The following is a 26,061-nucleotide window of genomic DNA, read 5'->3' as shown; positions in this document are numbered from 1 at the left end:
TCACCGCTCGTGCACGACCCGCCCGTCGAACACCGTCAGGTCGACCTGCACCTCGGTGATCGTGTGCGGGTCCAGGCCGAGCAGCGGCCGGTCCAGCACACACAGGTCCGCGGCCTTCCCCGCCTGGACCGTCCCCTTCCACTCCTCGGCGAAGTCCTGCCGGGCCGGGTGGACGGTGTACGCCCGCAGTGCGTCGACCAGACCGACGCACTGCTCGGGACCGCTGGCCCGGCCGCTCGCCTTCGACTCCCGCAGCATCATCGCGGCCACCCCCTGCCGCCAGTCCGGCGCGGTGATCGGCGCGTCGGAGGAGGCACAGACCGCGACCCCGGCCTCCAGCGCGGACCGCACGGGCCACTGGTGGGCGGACCGCTCCCGCCCCACCACCTCGTCCATCAGGTCCGACACGGTCCACTTGATCGCCGGGTTCATGTTGACCCCCCACCCGTGCGCGGCCAGTCGCGCCAGGGAGCCGGGGCCGACGAAGTCGCCGTGGATGACGTAGTGCCGGGCGTCCGGGCGGGGCAGGGCCGCCTCGGCCGCGACGAACGCGTCCACCACCGCGTCGATCGCCAGATCGCCGGTGACGTGCACGCCGAGCTGGAAACCCGCCGCGTGCGGCGCGAACGGCGCCCGGCGCACCGCGATGCCCGACAGATGGGCCGCCTCCCGGTTCACCCCGATCGCGAAGACGTGCCGCCCCGCCGGGGTGAACGCCAGGAACGACGCCCCCGTCACCAGGACCAGCGCGGCGATCACCACCGGCGCTTCCACCCCGGCGATCCGCGACCCGCCCAGCCAGGCGAACCCCGGCCCGAAACCGCTCAGCGGCAGCGGGAACAGCTGCTGCGCCAGCCCGCGCACGGCGGTCAGCATGCCCAGCGTCACGATGGAGGTCGGGGTGCTTGGCGAGGACGGCGCGGGTCTTCGACAGCCCGGTGTCCGGGTCGATGGCCTGCTCCTGGGCGACGACGTCGACGCCGGGTGCCTTCGCCGTGAACGCCTCGACCATGCCCTTGGTGCGCTCGCGGCCGAGCTGGATGGTGCTGTCGGTGAGGAAGGCGATCTTGCCCTTGCCGCCGAGCGTCTCGTTGGCCCACCGCGCGGCGGCCTCCCCGAGGAGCCGGCCGCCCTCCAGGAAGCCGAACTGGATGTCCGCGCTCTGGTGTTCGAGCGATCCGCCGTACGTCACCCAGATCAGGCCCGCGTCCAGAGCCCGCTTCGCCGGCGCCTCGGTGGCCTCGAAGACCATCGGGAAGGACACGGTCGCCGGCACCTTCCGGGAGACCCACGTGGTGAGATCGGCGGGCTGGGTGTCGGCGCTGCTCGCGTCGCTCGTGGTCAGCAGCGAGACGCCGTGCTTCTTCGCGGCGGCGGTGGAGAGTTTGACGAGGGTCGCGTACAGGGGGAGCTGGGTGAAGGGGTAGTCGAGACCGATCTGCGTCAGCTCCGAGGCCCTCGCCGCGGCCGTGCCCGCCGCCTCGGCCGTGCTCACCCCGCCGGGGGCCGAGCAGCCCGCGGCGCCGAGCGCCCCGGTCACCACGGCACCGGCCGACCAGGCGAGGAAGCGGCGGCGGGAGGCCGTGGGGGTGGGGACGTACGGAGATCTGGACATGGCGCAACTCCCAGGGAAGGCGGCCCGGCACGGCGGGCGTCCGGCTGTGCCGAACAGGAAAGACCCGGGGGCCGCGCCCCGCCAGCGCGAGGCGGTGCTGGTCAGCGAGGTGTCCGCCGAACTGCCGTACGCCCTCAGCCCGCGCGAGCTGGAGGTGCTGACCCGGGCCGCCACGGGCCAGACCAACCAGGCCATCGCCCAGGCCCTCTACCTGTCACCGCGCACCGTGCACAGCCACATCGAGCACCTCCTGCGCAAGACCGGCTGCGCCTTCCGGGCCGAGGCCACCGCCCTGGCGGTCCGCGACGGTGTCCTGCGCCCGGCCCCCGAGCACCTCGCCCACTTCGTGGAACACGTCCCCGCCGACTGAACCGCCGGGCAGACCGCCCCGGCTCGGCGAGGCCCGGCCCGGCGAGGCGTCGTCGCGTACGGCGCCGCACGACGACCACCGTGCCGGTGACGCCGCGTGCGCGGTGGCGGTGGCTGTGGCCGCGCAGTGCGGTGGCCGGGCGTCGCGTGGGACGTCCCCTGCCGGGCGACCGACCGACCCAGTCCGGGCGGCGGGGGCCCGGTCTCGGTCGGTGCGGCCCCGCACGGGGCAACGCAAGGGGAGACCACCGATTCCCAGGCGGGCAGCGGGGCGACGTCGAACTCGCGGCGGAACGGCACCCGCGGGAAGTGGCCCACCGATGCGTCTCATCGGATGTGTCTGGCCAGTCCGGTCGCCCTGCCCATCAGCCATTCCAGCGGCCCTCGCGGGAAGAAGCGGGACCAGAGGGTGGCGAGGACGGTGACGGACGCGATGAAGCCCAGCAGGACGTACAGGGGCTGGGCGGTTGCCTCCTCGGTGTCCAGGAGCCAGATGGCGACGATGTGGTAGACGTACGCCGTCAGGGACATCGAGCCGACCGCGATGACGGGCCCGGCCAGGCGGCGCAGCCCGGGGAAGGCGTCCACGGCGGCCAGACACGCGGTGATCACCAGGATCGCCACACCGGTGGCGGCCACGATGGACAGGGTCGCCTCGCTGTGGGGGGCCGAGGCCAGCATCCCGGCGGGGGTGTCGCCGAAGATGCCGACGCTGTCGGGCGATACGGACGACATCCCCGGCCCCTGTTCGGCCCTCCGGACGGCTTCGGCGGCACCGGGTACGAGACGCACCGCCAGCCAGGAGCCGCCGTAGCCGGTGACGGCGAGGGCGACGCCGGTGAGGGCCAGGCGTATCCGGACGACCGTGGCAGCCAGGTCGCAGCGGGCGACAGCCATACCGGCGATGACGAACGGGACCCAGGTCAGGGCCGGGTAACCGCCGGTGAAGAACAGTGAGACGGGGCCGTCGGCATGGCCGTAGGAGGGGAACACGCGGCCGCCCACCACCGGCTTCAGCGCGTACAGCAGCTGCGGACCCACCAGGGCCCATCCTGCGGCGATCAGCGCCAGTGGCCTGGCGCCCAGCCTGCGCAGGGGCAGCACGAGCAGGAAGAACAGTCCGTAGAAGGCGAGGATCGGCACGACCGGGGTGCCGGTCATGGTCAGGGCGGTGCCCAGAGCGATCAGGATCACGGCCCTGATGACGACCTTGGCTGCGGCCTGACGGCCGGCCAGGCCCGTCTTCGCTGTGCGGCGGCCGGTGATGAGGGCGACCGCGAAGCCGGCCAGGACGGCGAACAGGGCGGAGGAGCGGCCCTGCGCCAGCTCCATCAGGAAGCCGATGACCCCGCCCCTGCTGGGGGCGGGCCCCACATGGACCGCGTACATGCCGAACACGGCCAGGCCGCGGGCCAGGTCCAGCCCGATCAGCCGGCCCACGTCCCACGCACCGGTCGAGGGCTCACTGCGCTCGCGTTCGGGGCGCGGCGCGTCAGCCGGGAGCGGTGGGGAGTCTGGGTGGCGAGTCATGACCCTCAGGGTGGAGACCGGGCCGATCATGGACCATCCGGCAGAAGGCTGCCGTGTCCCTGCCGAGTGGTGGGTGCCACCCCGCCGAGTGGCTGGAGCTGCCCCTGGCCGGGCAGCGGGGGCGCCACGTGGCTCTAGGGTCGAGTCGGCATGGGCCGGACGGTATGAACGAACGTGAGGCGAAGCGCGTGATCCGGGTAGTGGTGGTGGACGACGAGGCACTGGTCCGCTCGGGCTTCGAACTCATTCTCGGCGCGTCCGAGGACATCGAGGTCGTCGCGACCGCGAGCGGCGGCGACGCCGTCGAGACCGTCCGCCGCGAGCGGCCCGACGTGGTGCTGCTGGACATCCGGATGCCCGACGTCGACGGGCTCACCGTCCTGCGCGAGCTGCGCACGATGCCGGATCCGCCGGTGGCGGCGATGCTGACCACCTTCGACGCCGACGAGTACATCCTGACCGCGCTCAACTCCGGCGCGGCCGGTTTCCTGCTCAAGGACACCGAGCCGGAGCAGCTCCCCCACCTGGTGCGGACCCTGGTCGCGGGCGGTGTGGTGTTGTCCCCCAAGGCGTCGCGGACGCTGCTGCACAGTCACCCCGGCACCGAGGCGGCGGTCGACGCGGAGGCGGCCCGGGTCCGGCTGCTCACCGCGCGGGAGCGCGACGTTCTCGTCCTGGTGGCGGAGGGGTTGTCGAACGCGGACATCGGGGCGCGCGTCCATCTGGGGGCGGGCACGGTCAAGGACCATGTCAGCGCGATCCTCACGAAACTGCGGGTGGCGAGCCGGGTCCAGGCCGCGCTCCTGGCGCAGCGGGCCGGACTGCTCGACGAGCACCAGCGGCCGGGGGCCGGCCGTTGAGCCGTGCCCCTGCCGGTCGTCGACATCGTCCTGGTGGCGGTGGCGGTGGCGGTGGCGGTGGCGGCCGTGGACGCGTCCAGCCGGCCCGCGAGATGCACGACGTGGTCTCCCGCCAGGTCGGCCTCATCGCCGTACGGGCCGGGGCGTTGCAGTGGCCGCCAAGGACGCGGATGCCAAGGAGCCGGCCCGGTGTGGTGGGGTCATCCCGCCCGGGTCACGAGCTGGGAGGTCGCCAGGTGCGCGTACAGCTGGTCCCGCGCCACCAGTTCCTCATGGGTGCCCACCGAGCGCACCCGGCCGGATTCCATGACGACGATCCGGTCCGCGCCGGTCACGGTCGACAGGCGGTGGGCCACCACCAGCACGGTGGTCTCGCGGGCCACCTCCATGACCACGTCGCGCAGTGCCAGCTCGTTGAGGGCGTCGAGCTGCGAGGTCGCCTCGTCCAACAGCAGCAGCCGGGGCCTGCGCAGCAGGGCGCGGGCGATGGCGATGCGCTGCCGCTCCCCGCCCGACAGCTTCGATCCGCGGTGTCCGACCGGGGTGTCGAGGCCGTGGGGCAGTTGTTCGACGAGGGTGTCGAGCTTCGTGCGGGCCAGGACGTCGTGCAGATCGTCGTCCGTCGCGCCGGGCGCCGCGAAGACCAGGTTCTCCCGCAGTGAGCCGGCCAGCACCGGAGCGTCCTGCTCCACGTACCCGATGACAGACCGCAGTTCGGACAGCGACCAGTCCCGTACGTCCCTGCCGTCGACCAGGACCCGGCCGCCGGTCGCCTCGTAGAACCGCTCGATGAGCGCGAACACCGTCGACTTGCCCGCACCGGAGGGGCCCACGAAAGCCGTCATCCCGGCACCCGGCACCTCGAAGTTCACCTGGTGGTGGACGTACGGCCCACCCGGGCGGTAGCGGAAGGACACGTCCTCGAAGCGGACCCGCGCCGGCCCCGGCACCGAGGCCCGCCGCCCGGGCAGGCCGCCCCGCTGCCCGGCAGTCGGTTCGGTCGCCAGGCGTTCCACGTGCGCGATCCGGGAGATCGCGGCCGCCCCCTCCTGACAGGAGGTCACGGCGCCGATCAGCTGGGACACCGGCTCGATCAGGTAGAAGAGGTACAGCAGGAAGGCGATGAGCGTGGACACGGGGATCGCTCCGGACGCCACACGCGCCCCGCCGACCGCGAGCACGGCGAGGAAGGCCAGCTGGACGGCGAGTTCGTCGGCCGCGCCGGCCACGGACTCCCACTTCGCGCTCTTCACACCCTGCCGCCACGCCCGCCGCGCCGCCGCCTCCACCCGGGCGGTCTCCCGCTGTTCGGCACCGGACGCCTTCACGGTACGAAACGCCCCGAGAGCCCGTTCCAGCGCGACGGAGATCTCCCCCACCGCCTCCTGCGCCCGTTCGGTGGCCCGCGCGATCCTCGGCATCACCAGCGCGACGGCCCCGCCGACCAGCGCGACCACGCCGAGCGTCACGCCCAGCAGCACGACGTCCAGCAACGCCATCAGCACGACCGCCGCGACGAAGGTCACCGCGCCGGTGGCAGCGGAGACGACCGCCTGGGTGCTGACCGCCCGCAGCAGCGTGGTGTCCGAGGTGACCCGGGACATCAGATCGCCCGGCGGGATCCGCTCCCACTCCGCGACCCGCAGCCGCAACAGCCGCCCCACCAGGGTGCGTCGCGCGGCGAGCACCACCGACTCCGCCGTCCGCTCCAGCACGTAGGCGCCGAACGCCTCGACCGCCGTGCCCAGCACCACCAGGACCGTGAGCGCGATCAGGATCCCGGCGACGGTGTCACCGGAGGCGAGCCGGTCCACCAGCTCCTTCGTGGCCAACGGCTGCAGCAGCCCCCCGGCGGCCCCGACCAGGGCACACAACAGACCGAGGGCGACCGCCCACCGGTGCGGCCGCACATACGCGCCCAGCGCCTTGACCGTCCCCCGGGCGGACAGGGCCGTCTCGTCCGTCGTCGGAGCGGATACGGTGTCCACGAAGTTCCCTTCTGCGGTGTCGCGGCGTCACAGTCCGGCAGGCGGGCCGAGATGCCGAGGCAGTCCTCGCGCCCCGGGCAGCGGCGCGGTCAGTCATGCCTCAAGCCTTCGAGCCCGGCCACCACGCGCCCATCCGGCAACCGTCGGGTCCACCCCCGCCAAGTGGCTGAACAACACGGTCCGTCCGGTCGCACCGGACCGACCGGTCAGGACGAGACTCCGTCAGTCGGCAGGGCGGTGACCGCCGGTCGGCGGGGGAGATCCCGAAACCTGCCGGATGGCCCGCCCCCGGACGTCCACGCGACGTTTTCCGTATGACACAGACACCGCCCCAGGAGACGTCCGCTCCGCAGGAGAACGCGCCTCCACCGCCCCGAGCCACCACCGAGTCCGCCGCGCCGGCCTCGCCGGGTCCCTCGACGGGACGCCTCGTCGGGGTCGACCTGGCCCGCGCGCTCGCGGTGTTCGGCATGTACGTCGTGCACATCGGCCCCCCGCTGTCCGCCACGACCGGCGTCGCGAGCTGGATCCGGTACATGTCGGACGGTCACTCGTCGGTCCTGTTCGCCACCCTCGCCGGCTTCTCGCTGATGCTGCTCGCCGGCCGCCACGAGCCCAAGACCGGCCTGGCCGGCCGGCAGGCGAAGGCCCGCATCGCGATCCGCGCCGTGATCCTGCTGGCCCTGGGCACCGTGATGGCGATCGAGTACGGGGGAGTGATCATCCTCGGCTTCTACGGCGTCTACTTCCTCCTCGCCCTGCCCCTGGTGCGACTGAGCGCCAGGACCCTCGCGATCACCGCGGCCGCGTTCGCCCTCGTCACACCGCAGCTGGCGTTCGTCCTCACCTCGCTGCTGACCCCGTCGGTCCAAGAGAGCATCAACACCTACGACCCGCTCCGCCACCTCAGCGAGGTCGGCGTCCTCGATCTGCTGCTCACCGGCTTCTACCCGGCGCTCACCTGGATGTCCTTCGTGATCGCCGGCATGGCACTGGGCCGCCTCGACCTCTCCTCCGGCACCGTCCAGAAGCGCTTGGCCGCACTCGGCGTCACCCTCACCACCGCCGCCTACGGAATGTCCCTGCTGCTCGCCGGCAAGGACGCGTTGCGGAGCCTCGCGGAGGACGGGCCGTCGTCCGGCGGCTCCGGGTCGATGCCCACCGGCAGCGGATCGATGCCCCCTGACGGCGGGTCGTTCCCCGACCTGCCCGCCTCGTTCCTCCTGAAGGCCGGGCCGCACAGCGGCACCACGTTCGACATCATCGGCAGCGTCGGAATCGCGATCCTCGTGATCGTGGGCGCCACGGTGGCGATGGACCGCCTGCCGCGACTGCGCCGCCTGGCCAGGCCGGTCATCGCCGTGGGCACCATGTCCCTGACCGCCTACGTCGGCCACTTCCTCGCACAGACCGCACTGTCCACGCCCGCCGGAGCCGGCACCCAGCAGTCCTGGCTGCCCCTGATCCTGTACGTCCTCGGAGCCGTCCTGTTCGCCGCGACCTGGTCCCGCTTCTTCCGCCGAGGCCCCCTGGAGTACCTGCTCAACGCCGCCACCAAGCCGGCGAGGCGCATTCGATGAGACCCGGCCGGGGTGGGAACGCCGACGCTCCGACGAGGGCAGCCGGAACACCGTCGCCCTCCGCTCGGTGTGCATCGCGTCGATCGGGCCACAGCCGTCGGCCTCCCCGCACCCGCGCGCCCTGCGTCGGGCCCGCTCCCCGCCGCTGACCACCCGCAGCGGCACCTCGAACCGCCCGTCGGCACCGGTGAAAGACGATCACGGCGTCGAGGGTGGCCTCGGGGGCCGGCGACCAGTCGCATCCTGGGCCGGCCCGCGAGAACGCGTCCCTCACCGTCCGCCGAGGGGCGCGCGGATCAGTCGCCCCGGAGCCGGTCGCGCTGGAGCTGTCGGGCCAGGGCGCGGCGGACCGACGCGGAGGCGCTGGGAGGTGTGTCCCGGGCGGGCACGTCGAGTCCCCGGCTGACCGTGTCGTAGGCGGCCCGGAATCCGGTGGGCAGTTCCGCGGCGCTCACCCTCAGGTCGGCCTCGACGAGCCGCCGCAGCGCGTCGACCGTCTGCGGGGTGAAGCGCTTCCTCCCCCGGCCGAGGGCGTCGAGGTGCCGGGTGCAGTGGGCCGTGCCGTCGAGGAGTTCGGAGATCTCCTCGGCCAGGCCCCACAGGCGCCCTTCGAGCCAGGGGGCGTCGGACTGGTCGAGGGTGAGAGCCGGCGGGGCCGGCGGGGCGTCCCGGTGTTTCGTCATCTGCTTGGACACGGCCGGCTGGCTCATCCCGGCCAGCCGGGCGATGGTGTCCTGCGTCCAGCCGAGCCCGGCGAACACCTGGATCATCTCGGCCCGCAGCGCGCGCATCTCCTCACCCGCGCGGATGACCTCGTTGATCTCCGTCAGCATGCGCTCGGCCTGCTCTTCGGTCAGCGTCTCGGGTGCGCCGCCGCTGCTCTCCTCACCTGCCACAACCCGGTTATACACCCTGCTCGGCGCGGACTCGATCACCATAACCAGGTTGTACAACCAGGTTATGGCTGCCAGAATCCAGCGCATGCCCACTTTCCGCGCCCCTGACGGCACCCGGCTCGCCTACCGCGAGACGGGCGTCGGAACCCCTCTGGTCTGTGTCCCCGGCGGCCCCACGGACTCCGCCTACCTCGGGGATCTCGGCGGTCTGTCCGCGGGGCACCGGCTGATCGTCCTGGACCTGCGCGGCACCGGGCGGTCCGCGATCCCCGAGGACGCCTCCTCCTACCGCTGCGACCGGCTCGTCGACGACGTCGAGGCCCTGCGTGCGCATCTCGGGCTGACCCGGATCGACCTCCTCGGCCACTCCGCAGGGGCGAACGTCGTGACGCAGTACGCCGCCCGGCATCCCGGGCGCCTCGCACGACTCGTGCTCGTCACCCCGGGGACCCGGGCCGTCGGCATCGAGATCACCGGGGCGACACGACGTGAGCTCGCGCGGCTCAGGAAGGACGAGCCATGGTTCCCGCGGGCGTACGCAGCTCTGCAGACGCTCACCCGGGGCGGGCCCGCGGACGCGGAGGCGATCGCCCCCTTCTTCCACGGCCGATGGGACGAGGCCGCCCGGCAGCACCATGCGCTTGCGCGCCCCGCCGACGAGCGGATCGCCGCCCGCTTCGGTGCCGAGGGGGCCTTCACCCCCGCGGCCACCCGTGCCGCGCTCGCCGCCCTCCTCGCCCCCGTCCTGCTGCTCGCCGGTGAGTTCGATGTCAACAGCCCGCCCCGCTCGGTCGCGGAGTTCGCCGGACTGTTCCCGGACGGGGCCCTCGTCGTCCAGCCGGGAGCGGGGCACTACCCCTGGCTGGACGACTCCGCGCGGTTCGCCGAGACCGTCGCGGCGTTCCTCGCCCCGGCGGCCGGCCTCAGCGGCACAGCGCGGACAGGTCGTCCTCGAACGTCGGGAACTCGGCCTTCGCCTCCTCGATGACCGCGCGGGCGGGACGGCGCGGGGTGGTGGCGTGCCGGGCGGCCAACTCGGCGAGTTCCGGCTGGGGGCGGACGTCGCGGTCGGGGTACAGCGCGGCCTCCATGGGGCCGTAGCCGTCGGCGAGGACCCACAGGAAGTCCGACAGGTTCCCCGCCACCACCCCGACCTCGCCCTCCGAGCCGAGGAACACCACCGGCTGCTCGCCGAGCGGCAACCCGGGGCGCACGCACCACAGGGCTGCGAGTCCGCCCGTGCCGTCCTGGCCGAAGACCCGGTAGGCGGCGCCGTCGAGTTCGGGGTTGCCGGTCCAGTCGCGGATCCAGTCGGTGGTCTCCTCCGCGGAGTCGAAGACGTCGTACGGCTCGAAGTCGAAGCCGTCCCCGTCGTCGTAGGGGAAGTCCGCCGTGGCCACCTCGGCCAGGGCGGGCGGGAAGCGGCGGTCGTCGGTGATCGTCTCAGTCATGGACGCAGGCTAGACGCGACCACCGACAACGCCCTCGTGGGGTTGTCGGGACCGCTGTCATGACCGAAGCTTCCTACCGGCAGCCGCCGCCGGCGAACGGGGAGGACCACCGTGGGGGAGACCGTCGCACGCAGCCTGTGGGAGCGGTTCGAACCGGTCCACGACCTGGTCTACTTCACCCCCGAGGTCCGCCGGGCCGCCGACGACCTGGGCCTGCGCGGCTACTGGATGGGCTACTTCGCCCTGCGCGCGGCTCCGCTCGGCCCCGCGCCCGCCTCGGTGGTCACCAGTTGCTTCTACGTCTTCCACCCCGACCGCGTCACCCGCGCGCTGCCGGACGCCTGGGGGTACGCCGACCCGGCCGACGTCCTCGCGGTACGCGCGCGGGCGGTCGGGGCCGCCATGACCGAGGTGTACGGACCCGAGGTCGTCGCCTCCGAGGAGATGGCCGAGGCGGCCGACCTGGCCTGGGCGGCGGCCGAGGCCGCGGACACGGCGGGGCGGGTGCTCGGCGCCGCCAACCAGGCGCTCACCCGCCCGGCCGAGCCGCACGTCCGACTCTGGCAGGCCCTGACCACCCTGCGCGAACACCGGGGCGACGGCCATGTCGCCGTCCTCGTCGCCCGGGGTGTGGGGCCGGTCGAGGCGATGGTGCTCAAGTGCGCGGCGGGGGAGTCGGACGAGGAGGCGCAACGGCAGACCCGCAAGTGGGGCCCGGAACCCTGGCGGGCGGCGCGGGCCCGGTTGGTCGCGCGCGGCTGGCTCGACGAGGGCGGACGGCTCACCAAGGAGGGGGCGGCCGCCCGCGACGAGATCGAGGCCGACACGGACGCCGCGGCCGCCCGGCCCTGGGAGGCCCTCGGCACCGAGACCACCGCCCGCCTCGCAGGACTGCTCACCCCGCTGGCCCGGACCGTCCTGGACTCGGGGATCGTCCCGCCCGCCAACCCGGTGGGACTGACCAGGGGTTCGTGGGAGAACGGCGGGCGCTGATCCGCCCCGGTCGGTGGGCCGGGTCCAGGACGGACGCGACGGACGGGGCGGGTCTCCGTCCCCCCCAGGTGACCCCCGTGACGGAACCCGCGCGCGCGGGACGCGCCCCGCACCGGCTCGATGTGCCGCGTCCCGCGGAACGCGAGAGCGCTGCTCACGTCCGCTCGGGACATCGCCGGGAGGTGCCGGGCGGCGCGGGTGCCGGGCGCTCGGCGTCGTCGGGGTCGACGGCGTCGCCGGAATGCCGAGCGCCGAGCAGACGGGCTCTCCCCGACGCCGTACGGTCCCGGACGTGGGTCCCGCCGGTCCGGGAGGGGAACCGCGTGCCGGGGTCGCCGTCGCGCCGACGTCCCCCTCCCTCGGGGGCGCGCAGGGCGTGGGCCACGAGACGGCACCCGGCGGCCCACTTCAGCCCGACTCCGGGGGCGACAGCACCGGCTCCGCTCAGTAGGCTCCGGGACATGCGGATCTCCGTCTCCTCGGACATGGACGAAGCCGTGGCGCGCACCCTCGTCTCGGAGCTGCGCGGCCGCGGGCACGACGTCGTGACCCACGGCGCACTGCGTCCCGGCGACGACCCGCAGTGGGCCGTGTGTGCGGAGGCCGCGGCGCGGGACGTGTCCGACGGGATCTCGGAGCAGGCCGTGGTGTGCTGCTGGACCGGCACGGGCGCGTCGATCGCCGCCAACAAGGTCGCCGGTGTGCGGGCCGCCCTGTGCGTCGACGCCTACACCGCCGACGGCGCCCGCCGCTGGAACGACGCGAACGTCCTCGCCCTCAGCCTGCGCCTGACCTCCGAGCCGCTGCTCAAGGAGATCCTGGACGCCTGGTTCGGCGCGGAGCCCAGCCCGGACGCCGAGGACCGCCGCAACGTGCGGCACGTCGACGGTCTCGACTCGGGCCGAACCATGCCCTGAGAGCCCTTGAGGGCGCATCCGCTCGGCCGTATGGGCCGGTCGGCCCTGTCGGGTGCCCGGCGGACCGGGGAGAGTGGGGAGGTACGGTCCGGCACACACCCGCGCGCGACCCCCCTCCGGAAGGGAACCCGTGATGCCCGTCGAACCGCAGCAGTCCTCCGCCCGGCTGTCCGACGACGAGCTCAGGACACTGCACGCCCACTGGCGCGCCGCCAACTACCTGTCCGTCGGCCAGATCTACCTCATGGCCAACCCCCTGCTCACCGAGCCGCTGCGCCCCGAGCACGTCAAGCCGAGGCTGCTCGGCCACTGGGGCACCTCACCCGGCCTCAACCTCGTCTACACCCACCTCAACCGGGTGATCCGCAACCGTGATCTGAACGCCCTGTGCGTGTGGGGCCCCGGGCACGGCGGCCCGGCGGTGGTCGCCAACTCCTGGCTGGAGGGGTCGTACACCGAGACCTACCCCGACGTCACCCGGGACGCGCCCGGTATGGCCCGGCTGTTCCGGCAGTTCTCCTTCCCCGGCGGCATCCCCAGCCATGTCGCCCCCGAGACGCCCGGCTCGATCCACGAGGGCGGCGAGCTCGGCTACTCCCTCTCCCACGCCTACGGCGCCGCGCTCGACAACCCCGACCTGCTGGTGGCCTGTGTGATCGGCGACGGCGAGGCGGAGACCGGGCCGCTGGCCGCCTCCTGGCACTCCAACAAGTTCCTCGACCCGGTCCACGACGGCGCGGTCCTGCCGATCCTCCACCTCAACGGCTACAAGATCGCCAACCCGACCGTGCTGGCCCGTATCCCCGAGCCGGAACTCGACGAGCTGCTGCGCGGCTACGGCCACGACCCCATCCACGTCACCGGCGACGAGCCGTACGCCGTCCACCGCGCGATGGCGCAGGCCATGGACACCGCGCTGGACCGCATCGCCGCCCTGCAGCGCGCCGCCCGGGTGGAGGGCGCCGGGGAGCGGCCCCGCTGGCCCGTCATCGTGCTGCGCACCCCGAAGGGCTGGACCGGGCCCGCCCATGTCGACCGGCTGCCCGTGGAGGGCACCTGGCGCGCCCACCAGGTCCCGCTGTCCGCCGTCCGGGACAACCCCGACCATCTGCGCCAGCTGGAGGCCTGGCTGCGCTCCTACCGGCCCGAGGAACTCTTCGACGCCCACGGCGCGCCCCGCCTCGACGTCCTCGCCTGCGTCCCCGACGGCACCCGCCGCCTCGGCGCCACCCCGCACGCCAACGGCGGCCTCCTCCTGCGTGAACTCCCCCTGCCCGCCCTCGACTCCTACGCCGTCCCGGTCGACAAGCCCGGCACGACCCTGCACGAACCCACCCGCGTTCTCGGCCAGTTGCTCGAGGACGTCATGCGGTCCACCGCCGGGCGCCGGGACTTCCGGCTGGTCGGCCCCGACGAGACCGCCTCCAACCGCCTTCAGGCCGTCTACGGCGCGAGCGGCAAGGCCTGGCAGGCGCAGACGCTCCAGGTCGACGAACACCTGGACCGGCACGGCCGGGTGATGGAGATCCTCTCCGAACACACCTGCCAGGGCTGGCTGGAGGGCTACCTCCTGACGGGCCGTCACGGACTGTTCTCCTGCTACGAGGCGTTCGTGCACATCGTCGACTCCATGGTCAACCAGCACATCAAGTGGCTCCGGGTGACCCGGCGACTGCCCTGGCGCGCCTCCATCGCCTCCCTCAACTACCTGCTCACCTCACACGTGTGGCGCCAGGACCACAACGGCTTCTCCCACCAGGACCCCGGTTTCGTCGACCACATCCTCAACAAGAGTCCCGAAGCCGTACGGGTGTACCTCCCGCCGGACGCCAACACCCTGCTGTCGGTCGCGGACCACGTCCTGCGCAGCCGCGACTACGTCAACGTCGTCGTCGCCGGGAAACAGCCCTGTTTCGACTGGCTGTCCATGGACGCCGCCCGGGTCCACTGCGCGCGCGGCGCCGGGATCTGGGACTGGGCCGGCACCGAGAACGGCAGCCGCGAACCCGATGTCGTCCTCGCCTGTGCCGGCGACGTCCCGACCCAGGAGGTGCTGGCCGCCGCCCAGTTGCTCCGCCGCAACCTGCCCGAGCTCGCCGTCCGTGTCGTCAACGTCGTCGACATCGCCCGCCTCATGCCGAGCGGCGAACACCCGCACGGCATGAGCGACTTCGAGTACGACGGACTGTTCACCGCCGACAAACCGGTGATCTTCGCCTACCACGGCTATCCGTGGCTGATCCACCGCCTCGCCTACAGCCGGGCCGGGCACGGCCATCTCCATGTGCGCGGCTACAAGGAGATCGGCACCACGACCACGCCCTTCGACATGGTCGTCCGCAACGACCTCGACCGCTACCGCCTGGTCATGGACGTCATCGACCGGGTCCCCGGTCTCGCGGTCCGCGCGGCGGCCGTACGGCAGCGGATGGAGGACGCGCGACTGCGCCACCATGACTGGATCCGGGTCCACGGCACCGACCTTCCCGAGGTCGCGGACTGGTCCTGGGACGGCTGAGACGGCAGGTCACGCGCGGCCGGGCAGGGCGCACGACCGGGGGCGGACGGCGCAGGGCGAGGGGCAGGACGACGGCGCGTGTGCGCCCTGGCACGGCGCCTCGCCCGGCGCCTACAGTGGTCGGCCAGCCCTGCACGCGGATCCGGCGGGGCGACATCCCCGTGGTCCCGGCCGGGCGTCCGCCCGGCCCCCCGGTTCGGCTCCCGCACGCCGGCGCGGCTCCCAGGGCGACCGGCGCGAGGACCGCCGCGCGACAGGCACCATCCGTGACACCGCTCGCACCGCGCGTACGAGGGTACCCGCGGACGCGAGCGCGCGTCGACATCACTGGAGGCCGCTGTGTCCCGACCGAGCATCGCCCTGATCGCCGATCCCACCTCGTCCGAAGGCTGCCGGGAGTACCTCGCCGACGCGGTGGACCTGCTCACCGGCGCACCGCCCGTCCGAGTCGACTCCCGGCACTTCGCCACCGGAGGCCGTGGCCGCGGCGTCCGTGACGGGGGCCGGTTACGGCTCCAGGTTCCCGAGGAGGGGCTGGACTTCGTCCCCGACGTCGTCCTGCTCTACGAGATCCCCCCGCACCGCCGGCGGGACCTGGCGGCCTTCCAGGAACTCCTGCGCAGCCATGACGTGGTGACGCTGGGCAGCGGAGCGGAGGCCTGGCGGACGGCGACGGAGAAGAACCTCACCGTGGCCCGCTTCCGCCGCGACGGCATCGCGCAGATGGAGACCGCGGTGCTGTCCCGGCCCTCCCTCTGGGAGGCGGCCGACGTGTTCGACCGGCTCGGCGGCGACACCTGGGCCCGCCCCGTCGTCGGCACCGGCGGCGACGACACCTTCCACGTCACCACCCCCGACCTGCTGGAGTACGCCACCGCCTACTACGCCGACCACGGCACCGACTGGATGCTCTCCCGCGACGCCGGCAACATCACCGCCGACGGACTGCGCCACCAGTTCCGCGTCTTCGTCCTCGGCGGACAGGTCGTGCACGCCCGTGAGCACCTCCAGCCGGAACCCGACACCCCCTGCAACACCTGCCGGGGCGCCACCCCCGTCCACATCGACCCGCCCGACCTGCCGCCGCGCCTGACCGAGCTGGCCGTCGCGGCCACGGCCTCGGTCGGGCTGCCGTTCGCCGGCGTCGACCTGGCGGTGGAGAACGGCGGTGTCGTCTTCGAGGTCAACGTCCAGCCGGCGTTCGTCGACGGACGGGTCGAGGTGGAGAAGGTGGCCGTGCCCTACGTCCAGGCTCATCTGGACGCCTTCGAACTGGCCCGCGGCGGCCCGTCCCGGGGGCTCACAGCCTCAGCGTGAACCAGGTGGTCTTGCCCTCGTCCGTCGGCCGCACCCCCCAGCCGGCGGCGAGGGCCCGGACCAGGATCAGGCCCCGCCCCGACTCCTCCTCCTCGGTGGCCAGCCGGGGCTGGGGCAACTGCGGACTGCGGTCGCCGACCTCGACGGTGAGATCGGTGGCCGTGCGGTGCAGATGCAGCCCGATCGGGCCCTCGGCGTGCAGGACGGCGTTGGTCAGCGTCTCCGACAGCAGCAGCAGCGCGTCGTCGGCGCGGGTCGCGCAGTTCCACGAGGCCAGGGTCCGCCGCAGGAAGGCACGCCCCTGCGGCACGGACGAGGGTTCGGCCGCCAGTTCGGTGGTGACCGCCGCCAGCGGGGGCTCCGGGAGCCTGGCGAACAGCAGGGTCACGTCGTCGTTGTGGCTGTCGGCGTTCGGCAGCAGACCCGCCAGCACCTGGTCGGCGGCGGCCTCCAGCGACGGCGTCCCGGAGAACAGGCCCTCCAGCAGCATGGTGAGTTCGTCGATCCTGAACTCGATGTCGCTGCCGGGCGTCTCCACCAGGCCGTCCGTGTACAGCACCAGCGTGGCACCCGGCGGTATCTCCGTGCTGGACTGCTCGTACAGCACGTCCCCCACCCCGAGCGGAGCGTTCACCGGGCAGGGCAGCGCGGTGATACCGTCGCCCACGCCCGCCACCAGCACCGGCAGATGACCCGCCGAGCAGACGGTGACCGTGCCCGCGTCCGGGGCGATGACGAGGTAGCAGCAGGTCACCAGCTGATCGGGGACGTCGAGATCGGCGACGCAGGTGTCCAGCGCCCGCATCAGCTGACGCGGTTGCATCCCGGTCTTCGCCAGCGCGTGCGCGGCCGACCGCAACTGGCCCATGACGGCCGCCGCTTCGAGCCCGCGGCCCATCACGTCACCGATCAGCACCCCCACCCGGTCGGCGCCCAGCGGGATCAGGTCGAACCAGTCGCCGCCCACCCCGGCGCCCTGGGTGGCCGGCCGGTAGCGGCTCGCCGTGTCCAGCCCCGGCAGGGCGGGCGGCGTGCCCATCAGACTGCGCTGCAAGGTGAGCGCGATGTGCCGCTGTTGCTCCAGGAGCGCCGTGAGTTCGGCCTCGGCGCGCTTGCGGTCGCTGATGTCCCGCACGATCGCGCAGGCCCCGACCACCGTGCCGTGCGTGTCCCGCGTCGGCCACAGCGTGACGTCCACGTCCAGCAGCGTTTTGGTGCTGGTCAGCCGTAGGGTCTCGAAGTGCTCGACCTTCTCGCCGTGCCGCAGCCGCTTCAGCAGGGCGCGGACCTCGCCCCGCAGCTCCGGTGGTGCCAGCAACGACACATGACGTCCTATCACCTCCTCGGCCGTGTAGCCGTACAGCCGTTGCGCCGCGGCGTTCCAGTAGGTGATGTACCCGTCGAGCGTCTTCGCGAGGATCGCGTCCTGCGACGACTCCACCAGCGCGGCGAGCTCGTTGATCCGGGCCTCGGCCGCCTTGCGGTCGCTGACGTCCCGCACGGCCGCCGACACCAGTAGTCCGTCCGCCGTCTCCAGCGGACTGAGGCTGATCTCCACGGGGAACTCGGTGCCGTCCTTGCGGAGTCCGTGCAGTTCCAGACCGGCGCCCATGGGCCGCACCTGGCGGTTGGACGTGTAGGCGCCCCGGTGGCCTGTGTGCTGGTCGCGGAAGCGGTCCGGTATGAGCAACTCGACCGGGTGGCCGAGGAGTTCCTCACGGCCGTAGCCGAACAGCGCCTCCGTCTGGGCGTTGACCAACCGGATGGCGCCCCGGTCGTCGACGATGACCATGGCGTCCGGCGCGGCCTCCAGCAGCCCGCGGAAGCGCTCCTCGGCCCCGCTGGGCGCCCCGTCCGCCAGGGGCGCGCCGCAGCCGCACCGTTTCTGCTGCCCACTGCCCGAACGCAGCACGGGATCTGCCTGCATCACGTCGGCCATCTTCCACCTCACCCTGCGCGACGGTTCAGGCCACTACAGCGCCTTTCGGCCTCCACCGCTCCGGGAAGTCGTTTACTGTCCGTCCACTGTCCGAAACTGAACGCGGAGTCGCGGGATGACCGCGTGATGGCGCACGCCGGCCTGCGCCCCGGGCGGGAGCCGCCGTACGCTCGTGACGTGCCCCCGCCCAACCGGCCGGACCCGGACCCCGCCTCCGCCGTCACCGGCCTCACCGGCAGGCCCGTCCACCGCGTGCGCCCGCTGGCCGGGACGCTCTGGGAGGCCCTGCTCGAGGACGGGCGCACGGTGATGGTCAAACGCGGTGACGAGCGGGACGCCGTACGGGCCGAGGCCGCCGGGCTGCGCTGGCTGGCCGCGACGGACACCGTACGGGTGCCCGACGTGCTCGGCGACGACGAGCGGTGGCTGGTGACGGAGCGGGTGGCGACCGGGCCGCCGGGCGCGCGGGCCGCCGTACGGTTCGGCCGGGACCTCGCCGCGCTGCACGCCGCGGGCGCCCCGGGCTTCGGCGCGCCCCCGCCGGGCGGCCCCGAGAACGCGTACATCGGCCGCGCCCCCCTGCGCAACACGGTCGGCGAGGACTGGCCCCGCTGGTACGCCGAGCACCGGGTGCTGCCCTATCTGCGTGCCGCGGTCGACGCCGGCACGGTGCGCCCCGCCGAGGCGGCCGACGTCGAACGCCTCTGCGCCCGGCTGCCCGGACTGGCCGGGCCCGCCGAGCCGCCCGCCCGGCTCCACGGCGACCTGTGGAACGGCAATGTCGTGTGGGGCGCCGACGGCGACGTGCGGATCATCGACCCGGCCGCGCACGGCGGCCACCGCGAGACCGACCTGGCGATGCTCGCCCTGTTCGGCTGCCCGTACCTGCCTCATGTCCGCCAGGGATACGAGGAGGTGGCACCGCTCGCCGAGGGGTGGGCCGGACGTGTCGGCGTGCACCAGCTCTTCCCGCTGCTGGTGCACGCCGTGCTCTTCGGGAGGCCGTACGCCGAGCAGGCGCTCACGGTGGCCCGGACGGCCCTGTGAGCCGCCTCCCCGCGGCTCAGTGGGCGCCCAGTCCGCCTCCGCCGAACGAGCCGCTGCTGCCCTTGCTCCAGCGAGGCCTGTTCTTGTCCGTGCTCGGTCGGGTCTGGAGGTTGGTCAGCTCATAGGGGGTGAGGGGGCGTTCGCCCTTGGCGGTACGGGGTACCTCCTGCGACTCACGGTTCTCGCGGATCTCGCGCACCGCGCCGTCCTGCGGCAGGCGCGGCTGCTCCTCGGGCCGCGGCCGCGGCGACTCGCGCGCCTTGACGCGCGCGCCGAACCAGAAGCTCCCGGCCAGCAGCGCCACGACGACGACTGCGACCAGGAACAGCACCAGGCTCATGAGGCCGCTCGCGGCGGCCAACTGCTCGCTTGCGGTAGTCATATCGCCTCAATACCCCAGGAACCGGTAGCAAATCCCGCGCGGCTGTACCCACTACTCACTGCTCACAAACCGCGACACAGGGCGTCCGGCCGAGGCCGCGCCCGCGTTTGACACGTTCCGCCCCGGCTACCCGCGACCCGTGACGACCACGACTGCGACGACGAAGACGACGAAGACGACGAAGACGACGAACACGGCGGAGACGAAGAAGACGGTGACGGTGACGACTGCTCCTACGGCTACGGCTACGGCTACGGCGACGACCCCGGCGTCCTCCCCGGCCCCGGAGGAACTCGTGCGCTTCCTGGAGGACCGTTTCGCCTGCGCCGAGGCGTCCGCCGACTGTGCGCGGGCCTGCGTGCTGCGGGCGAGCGCGCTGGATCCGGAGGGCAGCGAACAGCTGCGGCTCCTGCGCCGCAAGGCCATCCTGTGCGCGGAGGTGTGCGACGCCACCTGCCGGGTGCTGGCCGAGGACACCCGGGTGGACGAGGCGGGCCTGCGCGTCCAGCTGGAGTGGTGCAGGACCATCTGCCTGGAGACCGCGCACGCCTTCGGCACCCGGCGGAAACGACCGTCGCCGCCGGGTGCCGCGGAGACCGCCGAGGCCTGCCGCGCCTGCGCCCGGGCCTGCACGGACTTCATGGCCACGCTGCACTGAGCACCCCTACACGAGCGCCGCCCGCGCCTCGTCGACGATCCGCCGCATCACCGCCACGGGCAGCCCCGGATGCCGGGCCGCCGTCTGCGCGGTGGACAGGTCCCGCAACAGCCCCACCAGGGTGTGCGCGGGAAGCTCCGGGTGCCGGGCCGCCGCCGCGCGGACGGTCTCACCAGGGTCGCTGAGCAGCCGTACCGCCGAAGCGGCCGACGGGCGGGGATCGGCCGCCGCCCGCGCCCGCACCTCCTCGCTCGCGTCCCGGCCGAACCGCTCGACCAGCTCGGGCGTCGAGTCCGGGTCGTCCAGCGCCAGCCGCCGCATCCGGGGGCTGGGATCATCGGCGTACCGGAGCAGATCGCGGCGCGGGAAGTTCGGATGGCTGTGCGGCCGGTCCGGGTGGCTGAAGCTGCCGGTCCACCACCGCCACACCGACAGCAGCAGCTCGGCGGGCCGTCGATCTCGACGAGGAACAGGCCGTCGCCGTCGAAGAAGCCGTACTCCTGCGCGAGGCGGTGCCACCGCGCGTCGAGCTCCGCCGCCCGGTCCGCCGGCAGGGTGATCCGGGGCGCGGTCTCCTCGGAGGCGACCCGGCGCCACGCCTCCCGGGGCGGCAACGGCCCTTCGCTGTGCCAAGGGTCCGCGATCTCGAGCCCCGCCCGCTCCAGCCGGGCACGCATTCCGTCAACCGTCATGGGACGGCACCCTCTCCGACCCTCCCTCTTCCCGCCATGCCATTCCCAATTAATGGAACACGTTCTACCGTGTGCGCCGTCAGGACACCGGCCTGGGGAAGCCTGGAGGCGCCGTGCACCTCGACCACACGCCCGAGCAGCAGCGACTGCGCGCCGAACTGCGCGCCTACTTCGCCGAGTTGGTGCCGGACCACGCCTATGCCCGGCACTCCGACCCGGTCGGCGCGAAACGCTTCTACCGCAAGACCATCCGCCGCCTGGGCGCGGACGGCTGGCTCGGCGTCGGCTGGCCCGAGGAGTACGGCGGCCGCGGCCTGACCCCGATCGAGCAGTTCGTGTTCTTCGACGAGGCCGCCCAGGCCGGCGTACCGCTGCCGTTGATGGCCCTGAACACCGTCGGTCCGACGATCATGCGGTACGGCACCGAGGAGCAGAAGGCGTACTTCCTGCCGAAGATCCTCTCCGGCGAGATCGACTTCGCCATCGGCTACAGCGAGCCCGACGCCGGCACCGACCTCGCCTCCCTCAAGACGCGTGCCGTCCGGGAGGGGGAGGAGTACGTCGTCAACGGCCAGAAGATCTGGACGACCAACGGGGACACCGCCGACTGGGTCTGGCTGGCGACCCGCACCGACCCCGCGGCCCCGCCGCACAAGGGCATCACCATGCTCCTGGTGCCGACCACCGACCCCGGCTACTCCTGCACGGTCATCCGCACCCTGGCCTCCCACGACACCACCGCCAGCTACTACGAGAACGTCCGTGTCCCCGTCACCCACCGGGTCGGCGCCGAGAACCAGGGCTGGCGGCTCATCACCAACCAGCTCAACCACGAGCGCGTCACCCTGGCCGCGCACGGCACCATGGCGATCCGCGCCCTGCACGACGTCCAGCGCTGGGCCACCGAGACCAAGCTCGCCGACGGCCGCCGCGTCGTCGACCTGCCCTGGGTCCGCAGCCGCCTGGCCCGGACGCACGTCAGGCTGGACGCCCTCAAACTCCTCAACTGGCAGATGGTCGGTGCCCTCCAGAACGGCACGCTCACCCCGCAGGACGCCTCCGCCGTCAAGGTCTACGGCTCCGAGGCCCGACGGGACGCGTACGCCTGGCTCCTGGAGATCGTGGCGGCCCCCGGAGCACTCCAGGAGGGCTCGGCGGGGGCCGTGCTCCACGGCGAGCTGGAACGCGGCTACCGCTCCGCCGTGATCTTCACCTTCGGCGGCGGCAACAACGAGATCCAGCGGGAGATCATCTCCTGGATCGGCCTGGGGATGCCGAGGGTGCGGCGGTAGGCGCGATGTGACCACAGACGGTAGTTGTCACATACCGAGGATAGTTGGCACCGTGATTCTGTGGGATCAGGATGACGGCCGAGCCGTGATGCGGCAGTTGGCACTTCGCCCCGAGCACTGGAAACGCCGTCGACTGCGACTTCGCGGCAATGGCGGCTCCAACTCAAGATCGAGAACTTGCCGCCTGCCAGGCTGAAGTTCTCCGCTGGCGCCGCGTCCGAGGTTGCCCGTGGGCGTACACCATCGGCAGCGGCCGTTCTGGCGGGGATCTTGGAGATGCCGTTCGCGGACTCGAGGGCGGTGGATGACTGAGCCCTGCTGCCCTCTCGTCAGGTGACGTCCTCGAAGCGGGTGTGCGCATCGATCAGTTGGTGCAGGGGGCGGGCCGGCTCGCGATAGCGCGGCAACGTGGGCGGGCCCCATCCCTGGTAGGGCGGCAGCTCCGGCTTGGCACCGGCCGGGCGGGCGATCTCCTTGGGCTCGACAGCGACGATGTAGGACCAGCCGCGTTCCTCCAGGGCCAGGCGGAAGCAGACACTGCGGCCGTAACCGCAGTCGGCCACAATCACCGGCACCGACGGAAGCCAACCCGCCAGCCTCTCCAGCAGCCCCAGGGTCAGGCGGGGCTTGGGCACATGCCCCACCTCATCGGGCACGCCCGCAGCCGTGCGACGCCGGGTGTCGTGCGCCCGTTCCTCGGGTAGGAACAATTCCCATTCCAGTGGGCAGGAGGCGGTATCCGTGGCCGCATGCACACTGACGGCGACCTGGCAGGTGGCCCGATTCCCCAGCGCCCCGCAGTACTGCCGGGCCACCCCCACCGACGCCCGCCCGCACTTGGGAAACGCGACGTCGTCGATGACCCACACCTCGGGCTTGACGACCTGGACCAGCCGCTCGGCGATCCGCCGCCGCACCGGCGTCCGCTGCCACGGCGACTGGTTGACGAACTGCTCCAGGGCCTGTGTGTTCCCGTCCGGCAGCCGCTGCGCCATCGGCTGGATCGACTTGCGCCGGCCGTCCAGCATCAGCCCCCGCAGATAGCAATCGCTCTACATCGCAGGCATCTTCCTTTGGTCCGCACGGTGATCCAAACGAAAGTCCCTAGGTGCGACTGGGCCAGCCGGAAGGCGACGTGGGGAGTGTCTGCGAGGTGACAGTGGACATGTCCGGCAGGCCGTTTTGTCACGCCTCGGCAAACCTGGCAAAGGGAAGTGATGACTGTGTAGGGCACTTCTTGCTCCGTGCCGCGTCCGCCGAGCACGCACCTGGTCACCGGGAATGCCTCGAAGCGCGGTGAACTCCAGCCTCTGGCGGGCCGCGGACCGGGTCCGCTCCGCTCGGGGCGTGCGTCGGCGCTACGGGGCGGTGGGACGCGGGGCGGGTGAGGGCGAAGAGGTAGCCGCGTTCGTCGTCGAGACGCAGGGCGTGGGGGACGGAGGGACGGCTTCGGAGAGGTGCGGGTGGCGGCCCTGCTCCAGGCGGGTGTAGCGGGTGGTGACACACGCCAGGGGCGCGACCTCCTCACGGCTTGGGCACCCGGCGCGCCCCGCGCCCGGAGGCAGTCCGGCGGTGTCTGGGGTGAGGAGGGCGCGACGGGAGCGGAGAAAGTCGCCGAGTTCGCCGTTGTACCCCATTCCTCAGGTATTGGAGGCGCGTGGGACTGTGTGCGGTGCGAGGATGACCCAGACCACGCTCAGGTGGCCGGTGCGGTAGAGGGCGGGGCCGTCGTCCCCCGGACCACGAGGTGTGGAGCCACCACCTGTTCCCCGGTACCGGTGTCGCGACCGTCCAGGCGTGCGATGGCCCGGTCCACGGCGAGGTGGGCGAGGCGGGGGATGTCCTGCCCGACGGTGGTGAGGTCGATATGGGCCAGGCGGGCCAGATGGCTGTCGTCGAAGCCGACGACGGAGATGGCGCCGGGGACGGGAATGCCGCTGCGGAGGAAGACATCGAGGACACCGGTCGCGCAGCGGTCGTTGAAGGCGAGGACCGCGGTGGGGCGCGGGTGGGAGGCGGCGAGAACCTGGGCGGCCTCGGCGCCCTCTGCCTCGGTGAGGCCCCCGGGCACGACGCGGATGTGCTCGGTGAGACCGTGGCGGCTCATGGCGGTGCGGTAGCCGCGTCGCCGGTCGGCTGCGCCGGGTGCCTTGCCGCCGTCGATGTGGGCGATGGCGCGGTGGCCCAGCGCCACGAGGTGGTCGACCGCCTGGCGGGCGCCCTTGTCGTCGGCGGTCCGTACGACCTCCAGGCCGGGGACGGGTGGCCGCAGGTGGCGGGCCACAGAGACGACCGGCAATTGCCCGGCGAGCTCCGTCAGCCGTGAGGCGGGGGCCTGTGGGCCCAGCAGGATCAGCGCCTCGCAGCGGTCGTCGAGCAGGGTTTCGACGGCACGCTGCTCACCCCGTCCGGCGCTCACGGCGCTCAGCGCGATCTGGTATCCGGCTGGTTCGGCGGTGGCGTAGATGCCCTCCACCAGGTCGGCGTGGAAGGGATGCTGGAGGCCGAACTGCACGCCGAGCAGGTGGGAGCGGTGGCTGCGCAGCAGTCTCGCCCGGGCGTCCGGGCGGTAGCCGATCTCCCGCGCGGCCTCCAGGACACGCTCGCGGGTGGCGGCGCTGGCCCCCTTCGCCCCGCGCATCACGATGGAGGCCAGCGCGGTGGACACGCCTGCCCGCGTCGCCAGGTCGGCGAGCGTCGGCCGCTTCCCGTCCGGGACCGCCGGGGTCGCAGGCATGCTGTCCTCTCCTGGTCGGTCTCGTCTGTTGGGGACCGATTGTAGAACGTTCCACGTGGGCGTTGCTTCAGGAGGGGGCTCGGCAACGGCACGGTGACGGGAGAGGTACGACCCTGGCGGCGGCCGCTCGGGCTGGAGAAGGCGCCGCCGAGTCGGCGTCGTGTGCTCGGTGCTACGGCCGCACTGTCACCGGGCTCTCCCTGACGTCACCCACGCTGACCGCACCGCCCGTGGCGATCGAACCGATCGCGGCGAGGGCGATGCCCAGCGCGGCCCGAGCGTCCTCGCCGGTCACCGACGGAGCACGCTTGTCCCGGACGCTGTCGGTGAACTCGGCCAGTTCGGCAACGTAGGCCGCGTGGAAGAGATCCTGGTCGTAGCTGACGCACTCGGCGGCAGCGCCGGCCGCACCGTAGGACGTGAGGTGGCTGCTGCGCAGATCACCCAGGGTGAGCATGCCGGTCGAGCCCTTGACCTCACCGCGGACGTCATAGCCGTACACCGCCTGGAAGTTGGCCTCCGCCGTGGCGATGGCGCCGTTGTCGAAGCGGATCGTCACCACGGCCGTGTCGAGCAGTCCGTGGTCCTTGAAGTCGGGCCGGACCAGGGCGTCGGCCATGGCGAAGACCTCGACGGGCTCTGAGCCGGGGTTGAGGTAGCGCAGGACGTCGAAGTCGTGGATGAGCGTCTCCAGGAAGATCGTCCACGGCGGGATGCGCGACGGGTCGTGCAGGTTGGGGTCCCGGGTGAGGGAACGCAGCAGCTGCGGGGTACCGATGTCACCGGCGGTGATCTTCTCGTGGGCGGCGCGGAAGCCGACGTCGAAGCGGCGGTTGAAGCCCACCTGGAGCACCACGCCCGCCTCATGTGCGGCGCTGATGGCGCGGTCGGCTTCGTCGAGGGTGACGGCCATCGGCTTCTCGCAGAAGACCGACTTGCCGGCGCGTGCCGCGGCCTCGATGAGTCCGGCGTGGGTGCGGGCGGGCGTGACGATCACGACCGCCTCGATCTCGGGGTCGTCGAGCAGGTCACCGATCTCCGTGTACGTCTTGGGGCAGCCGAGACGATCGGCCAGAGCCTTCGCGGCCCCGGGTGCGGGATCGGCGATGGCCGCCAGTCGTACCCCGGGGAGGCGGCGGGCCAGGGTCTCGGCGTGGAAGGAGCCCATGCGTCCGGCGCCGATGAGGCCGACCGCGAGGGACTGGGGGGAGGTCATGGCACATACTCCGTGATCTACGTCGTGGCTTCGGTGGTGGCGGCTGCCGTGGTGCGCGGACGCG

General features: G+C 72.8%; 22 protein-coding genes and 2 pseudogenes. 11 read left to right on the top strand and 13 right to left on the bottom strand.

Going from position 1 to position 26,061, the window contains the following annotated elements:
* Together AQJ58_RS38480 and AQJ58_RS43130 are read right to left on the bottom strand one after the other, a co-directional pair.
* On the bottom strand, positions 1 to 876 hold the full coding sequence (locus AQJ58_RS38480; RefSeq protein WP_234360442.1) for an amidohydrolase family protein: 876 nt from the start codon (positions 874 to 876) through the stop codon (positions 1 to 3).
* Positions 877 to 955: 79 nt separating this feature from the next.
* A pseudogene (locus AQJ58_RS43130) lies at positions 956 to 1,495 on the bottom strand (substrate-binding domain-containing protein); the annotation flags it as partial.
* On the opposite strand from AQJ58_RS43130, the gene AQJ58_RS45185 reads away from it, so the two are divergent.
* A complete protein-coding gene (locus AQJ58_RS45185) occupies positions 1,470 to 1,985 on the top strand; it encodes a response regulator transcription factor (RefSeq protein ID WP_234360441.1) in 516 nt (171 codons plus the stop codon). The pseudogene AQJ58_RS43130 and the gene AQJ58_RS45185 sit on opposite strands and share 26 nt — an antisense overlap.
* 326 nt (positions 1,986 to 2,311) lie before the next feature.
* Here the strand turns inward: AQJ58_RS45185 and AQJ58_RS38465 are convergent, their stop codons facing one another.
* Complete coding sequence (locus tag AQJ58_RS38465) at positions 2,312 to 3,514, bottom strand: DUF418 domain-containing protein (protein WP_067259169.1); 1,203 nt, start codon at positions 3,512 to 3,514, stop codon at positions 2,312 to 2,314.
* A gap of 164 nt (positions 3,515 to 3,678) precedes the next feature.
* On the opposite strand from AQJ58_RS38465, the gene AQJ58_RS38460 reads away from it, so the two are divergent.
* Positions 3,679 to 4,374 carry a response regulator gene (locus AQJ58_RS38460; RefSeq protein ID WP_067259058.1) on the top strand — a complete coding sequence of 232 codons (696 nt, stop codon included), beginning with the start codon at positions 3,679 to 3,681 and terminating at the stop codon, positions 4,372 to 4,374.
* Positions 4,375 to 4,574: 200 nt separating this feature from the next.
* Here the strand turns inward: AQJ58_RS38460 and AQJ58_RS38455 are convergent, their stop codons facing one another.
* Entirely contained in the window at positions 4,575 to 6,362 is a 1,788-nt protein-coding gene (locus tag AQJ58_RS38455; protein WP_067259056.1) for an ABC transporter ATP-binding protein, read from the bottom strand.
* Positions 6,363 to 6,676: 314 nt separating this feature from the next.
* Between AQJ58_RS38455 and AQJ58_RS38450 the strand changes: the two genes are divergently transcribed.
* A complete protein-coding gene (locus AQJ58_RS38450) occupies positions 6,677 to 7,942 on the top strand; it encodes a DUF418 domain-containing protein (RefSeq protein WP_079079493.1) in 1,266 nt (421 codons plus the stop codon).
* Positions 7,943 to 8,238: 296 nt separating this feature from the next.
* On the opposite strand, the gene AQJ58_RS38445 is transcribed toward AQJ58_RS38450, so the two are convergent.
* Positions 8,239 to 8,838, bottom strand: coding sequence for a hypothetical protein (locus AQJ58_RS38445; RefSeq protein ID WP_067259055.1), 600 nt, complete (start codon positions 8,836 to 8,838; stop codon positions 8,239 to 8,241).
* 85 nt (positions 8,839 to 8,923) lie between these two features.
* Between AQJ58_RS38445 and AQJ58_RS38440 the strand changes: the two genes are divergently transcribed.
* Positions 8,924 to 9,826: an alpha/beta fold hydrolase gene (locus AQJ58_RS38440; RefSeq protein ID WP_067259053.1), complete on the top strand. Its 903-nt coding sequence runs from the start codon at positions 8,924 to 8,926 to the stop codon at positions 9,824 to 9,826.
* Here AQJ58_RS38440 and AQJ58_RS38435 read toward each other — a convergent pair.
* On the bottom strand, positions 9,762 to 10,289 hold the full coding sequence (locus AQJ58_RS38435) for a hypothetical protein (RefSeq protein WP_067259052.1): 528 nt from the start codon (positions 10,287 to 10,289) through the stop codon (positions 9,762 to 9,764). The genes AQJ58_RS38440 and AQJ58_RS38435 overlap by 65 nt on opposite strands.
* 111 nt (positions 10,290 to 10,400) lie before the next feature.
* Between AQJ58_RS38435 and AQJ58_RS38430 the strand changes: the two genes are divergently transcribed.
* Positions 10,401 to 11,282, top strand: a complete 882-nt coding sequence (locus tag AQJ58_RS38430; protein ID WP_067259050.1) for an SCO6745 family protein — start codon at positions 10,401 to 10,403, stop codon at positions 11,280 to 11,282.
* A gap of 154 nt (positions 11,283 to 11,436) precedes the next feature.
* Here the strand turns inward: AQJ58_RS38430 and AQJ58_RS43650 are convergent, their stop codons facing one another.
* Positions 11,437 to 11,745: a hypothetical protein gene (locus AQJ58_RS43650; protein WP_159056396.1), complete on the bottom strand. Its 309-nt coding sequence runs from the start codon at positions 11,743 to 11,745 to the stop codon at positions 11,437 to 11,439.
* Here AQJ58_RS43650 and AQJ58_RS38425 point away from each other — a divergent pair.
* The 3 genes from AQJ58_RS38425 (at position 11,744) to AQJ58_RS38415 (ending at position 16,034) form a co-directional block, all read left to right on the top strand.
* Positions 11,744 to 12,199: an RpiB/LacA/LacB family sugar-phosphate isomerase gene (locus AQJ58_RS38425; RefSeq protein WP_067259048.1), complete on the top strand. Its 456-nt coding sequence runs from the start codon at positions 11,744 to 11,746 to the stop codon at positions 12,197 to 12,199. The two genes, AQJ58_RS43650 and AQJ58_RS38425, sit on opposite strands and share 2 nt — an antisense overlap.
* A gap of 133 nt (positions 12,200 to 12,332) precedes the next feature.
* Positions 12,333 to 14,717: a phosphoketolase family protein gene (locus tag AQJ58_RS38420; protein ID WP_067259046.1), complete on the top strand. Its 2,385-nt coding sequence runs from the start codon at positions 12,333 to 12,335 to the stop codon at positions 14,715 to 14,717.
* A gap of 339 nt (positions 14,718 to 15,056) precedes the next feature.
* Positions 15,057 to 16,034: an ATP-grasp domain-containing protein gene (locus AQJ58_RS38415; protein WP_067259045.1), complete on the top strand. Its 978-nt coding sequence runs from the start codon at positions 15,057 to 15,059 to the stop codon at positions 16,032 to 16,034.
* Here the strand turns inward: AQJ58_RS38415 and AQJ58_RS42100 are convergent.
* On the bottom strand, positions 16,018 to 17,973 hold the full coding sequence (locus AQJ58_RS42100; RefSeq protein ID WP_079079491.1) for a PAS domain S-box protein: 1,956 nt from the start codon (positions 17,971 to 17,973) through the stop codon (positions 16,018 to 16,020). The two genes, AQJ58_RS38415 and AQJ58_RS42100, sit on opposite strands and share 17 nt — an antisense overlap.
* A 177-nt stretch (positions 17,974 to 18,150) precedes the next feature.
* Between AQJ58_RS42100 and AQJ58_RS38405 the strand changes: the two genes are divergently transcribed.
* Complete coding sequence (locus tag AQJ58_RS38405; protein ID WP_067259163.1) at positions 18,151 to 19,020, top strand: fructosamine kinase family protein; 870 nt, start codon at positions 18,151 to 18,153, stop codon at positions 19,018 to 19,020.
* Between the two features lie 16 nt (positions 19,021 to 19,036).
* Here AQJ58_RS38405 and AQJ58_RS38400 read toward each other — a convergent pair whose 3' ends face one another.
* Positions 19,037 to 19,402 carry a DUF6479 family protein gene (locus tag AQJ58_RS38400; protein ID WP_067259043.1) on the bottom strand — a complete coding sequence of 122 codons (366 nt, stop codon included), beginning with the start codon at positions 19,400 to 19,402 and terminating at the stop codon, positions 19,037 to 19,039.
* A gap of 220 nt (positions 19,403 to 19,622) precedes the next feature.
* Here AQJ58_RS38400 and AQJ58_RS38395 point away from each other — a divergent pair, with 220 nt between their 5' ends.
* Positions 19,623 to 20,060 carry a four-helix bundle copper-binding protein gene (locus AQJ58_RS38395; RefSeq protein WP_067259162.1) on the top strand — a complete coding sequence of 146 codons (438 nt, stop codon included), beginning with the start codon at positions 19,623 to 19,625 and terminating at the stop codon, positions 20,058 to 20,060.
* A 6-nt stretch (positions 20,061 to 20,066) separates the two neighbouring features.
* Here the strand turns inward: AQJ58_RS38395 and AQJ58_RS38390 are convergent, their stop codons facing one another.
* Positions 20,067 to 20,489, bottom strand: coding sequence for a flagellar biosynthesis protein FlhF (locus AQJ58_RS38390; protein WP_067259042.1), 423 nt, complete (start codon positions 20,487 to 20,489; stop codon positions 20,067 to 20,069).
* Between the two features lie 376 nt (positions 20,490 to 20,865).
* Here AQJ58_RS38390 and AQJ58_RS38385 point away from each other — a divergent pair, with 376 nt between their 5' ends.
* Complete coding sequence (locus AQJ58_RS38385; protein WP_067259040.1) at positions 20,866 to 22,044, top strand: acyl-CoA dehydrogenase family protein; 1,179 nt, start codon at positions 20,866 to 20,868, stop codon at positions 22,042 to 22,044.
* A 365-nt stretch (positions 22,045 to 22,409) separates the two neighbouring features.
* On the opposite strand, the pseudogene AQJ58_RS38380 reads toward AQJ58_RS38385, so the two are convergent.
* The 3 genes and pseudogenes from AQJ58_RS38380 to AQJ58_RS38370 all read right to left on the bottom strand — a co-directional run.
* Positions 22,410 to 23,093 (bottom strand): annotated as a pseudogene (locus AQJ58_RS38380) (IS701 family transposase); the annotation flags it as partial.
* Between the two features lie 647 nt (positions 23,094 to 23,740).
* Entirely contained in the window at positions 23,741 to 24,781 is a 1,041-nt protein-coding gene (locus AQJ58_RS38375; protein WP_055705507.1) for a LacI family DNA-binding transcriptional regulator, read from the bottom strand.
* Between the two features lie 172 nt (positions 24,782 to 24,953).
* On the bottom strand, positions 24,954 to 25,997 hold the full coding sequence (locus tag AQJ58_RS38370; protein WP_067259039.1) for a Gfo/Idh/MocA family oxidoreductase: 1,044 nt from the start codon (positions 25,995 to 25,997) through the stop codon (positions 24,954 to 24,956).
* Positions 25,998 to 26,061: the final 64 nt, after the last annotated feature.

This window comes from Streptomyces sp. DSM 15324 (genome assembly GCF_001514285.1).
In the GTDB taxonomy this organism is placed as follows: Bacteria; Actinomycetota; Actinomycetes; order Streptomycetales; family Streptomycetaceae; genus Streptomyces.
This window is presented reverse-complemented; position numbering and strand designations above follow the sequence as displayed.

What these genes read in the sequence shown, in the direction of transcription:
- AQJ58_RS38465 (WP_067259169.1), bottom strand. Translation starts at nt 3,514, where the DNA reads ATGACTCGCCACCCAGACTCCCCACCGCTCCCGGCTGACGCGCCGCGC.
- AQJ58_RS38425 (WP_067259048.1), top strand. Translation starts at nt 11,744, where the DNA reads ATGCGGATCTCCGTCTCCTCGGACATGGACGAAGCCGTGGCGCGCACC.
- AQJ58_RS38440 (WP_067259053.1), top strand. Translation starts at nt 8,924, where the DNA reads ATGCCCACTTTCCGCGCCCCTGACGGCACCCGGCTCGCCTACCGCGAG.
- AQJ58_RS38460 (WP_067259058.1), top strand. Translation starts at nt 3,679, where the DNA reads ATGAACGAACGTGAGGCGAAGCGCGTGATCCGGGTAGTGGTGGTGGAC.
- AQJ58_RS38370 (WP_067259039.1), bottom strand. Translation starts at nt 25,997, where the DNA reads ATGACCTCCCCCCAGTCCCTCGCGGTCGGCCTCATCGGCGCCGGACGC.
- AQJ58_RS42100 (WP_079079491.1), bottom strand. Translation starts at nt 17,973, where the DNA reads ATGGCCGACGTGATGCAGGCAGATCCCGTGCTGCGTTCGGGCAGTGGG.
- AQJ58_RS43650 (WP_159056396.1), bottom strand. Translation starts at nt 11,745, where the DNA reads ATGTCCCGGAGCCTACTGAGCGGAGCCGGTGCTGTCGCCCCCGGAGTC.
- AQJ58_RS38400 (WP_067259043.1), bottom strand. Translation starts at nt 19,402, where the DNA reads ATGACTACCGCAAGCGAGCAGTTGGCCGCCGCGAGCGGCCTCATGAGC.
- AQJ58_RS38435 (WP_067259052.1), bottom strand. Translation starts at nt 10,289, where the DNA reads ATGACTGAGACGATCACCGACGACCGCCGCTTCCCGCCCGCCCTGGCC.
- AQJ58_RS38480 (WP_234360442.1), bottom strand. Translation starts at nt 876, where the DNA reads ATGCTGACCGCCGTGCGCGGGCTGGCGCAGCAGCTGTTCCCGCTGCCG.
- AQJ58_RS38375 (WP_055705507.1), bottom strand. Translation starts at nt 24,781, where the DNA reads ATGCCTGCGACCCCGGCGGTCCCGGACGGGAAGCGGCCGACGCTCGCC.
- AQJ58_RS38420 (WP_067259046.1), top strand. Translation starts at nt 12,333, where the DNA reads ATGCCCGTCGAACCGCAGCAGTCCTCCGCCCGGCTGTCCGACGACGAG.
- AQJ58_RS38450 (WP_079079493.1), top strand. Translation starts at nt 6,677, where the DNA reads ATGACACAGACACCGCCCCAGGAGACGTCCGCTCCGCAGGAGAACGCG.